Source organism: Skermanella sp. (assembly GCF_059503625.1).
Genome location: NZ_JCACHA010001101.1, coordinates 4,224 through 5,469, shown reverse-complemented (window position 1 = coordinate 5,469; position 1,246 = coordinate 4,224). Strand labels below are relative to the sequence as shown.

Annotated in this window: 1 protein-coding gene and 1 pseudogene; both read right to left on the bottom strand. The window is 71.3% G+C overall.

Annotation, left to right across the window (positions count from 1 at the left end; genetic code table 11):
• Positions 1-1,030, bottom strand: a 1,030-nt coding sequence (locus AC5JJ6_RS39600; protein WP_496047307.1) for a TIGR03915 family putative DNA repair protein, incomplete at its 3' end; no start/stop codon positions are given.
• Between the two features lie 8 nt (positions 1,031-1,038).
• A pseudogene (locus AC5JJ6_RS39595) lies at positions 1,039-1,246 on the bottom strand (putative DNA modification/repair radical SAM protein); the annotation flags it as partial.

Here is a 1,246-nt window from a genome sequence, read left to right as displayed (position 1 = left end):
CGGCTTCCTTCATCGCCCTGTCGAGCAACTGCCCGGCGGGACCGACGAAGGCCCGGCCAGCCAGATCCTCCTGGTCGCCCGGCTGTTCGCCGACCAGCATCAGCGCCGCTCCGGCCGGTCCCTCGCCCGGAACCGCCTGGGTCGCCGCCTGCCAAAGCCCGCAGCGCCGGCATGCCTCCAGGCCGCCGTCGTCCTGGACAGGAGGAAGGTCCCGCGTCAGCGCCTCCGCCCAGCGGGCAGCCTTGACCGGCGCCGCCGTCCCCTCCGCCTCGATCATCCCGGCCGTCCGCCGCCCGGCTTCGCGGATCAGCGGGGCGATCATCCGCGCCTCCGGCAGGTTGTGCCAATACTTACGGGGCATTTCCGCCTGCATGGCGGCGATCTTCAGCCGGGCCGGGTTGAAGATGCTGGCATAGTAGCTGCGCCAGTACTCTTCCAGCGCATCGTCGTCCGGCACGTCCCGCCGGCTGGCGCCAGGCGCCAGATGGAGCATCTCGCCGTCCCAATGGGCGCTCCGGTCCGGCGTCAGGATCGACCAGTCCATGTTGGCGAAGCGCCGCGCGAAGAACGGGGCGGCCCGATCGACGATGAAGTGGTCCGGCTCGAACCACGCCAGGTAATGGCCGTCCCGCTCGCGGAACCGGACGAAGGCGTGCATCTTGTGGATGTCCCGGCGCACCGCCCGCGCCATGGCCTCGGCCCGGTAGACCTCCCGGTCCGACACGATCTCCAGCAAACCGGTCTCGCCGTGGGTCAGCCGCCACAGCAGACTGTAAAGCACCGCGAACCGCGCCGGGTCGCGGTGGCAGACGACGCTTTCCGCCAGATCCATGAACCCGCGTGGCACACTGAACCCACGCCCGCCCGGCCCTCTCCCACCGCCAGCGGGTTCCGCCCCACCGAACAGCCCGGCATCGCTCCCGACCCGCCAGTCGACCGCCTCCGGCCGGGCATCGGCCAGGATCATCCGGCGGGCGGCACTCCGCCACGCCTCGAAATCGGCGGGATGGGACAGGTTGACCGCGTGCATGCCGCGTCTCAGGCGAACAGCGGCAGTGAAAGCTGCGCCGGCTTCGGCATCAGCCGCGCCCGAAGGTCGAGCCGGTCCAGCGCCGATTGCCCGATCTGCCGGTCCGCCGTGACGATGAACGGCGCCACCTTGGCAAGCTGCACCCGCAGCCGGCCGAGGTCCTCCATGCGCACCGCCTTGTGCCGCCGGATCGACAGCAGCCGGTCGACGGTCCGC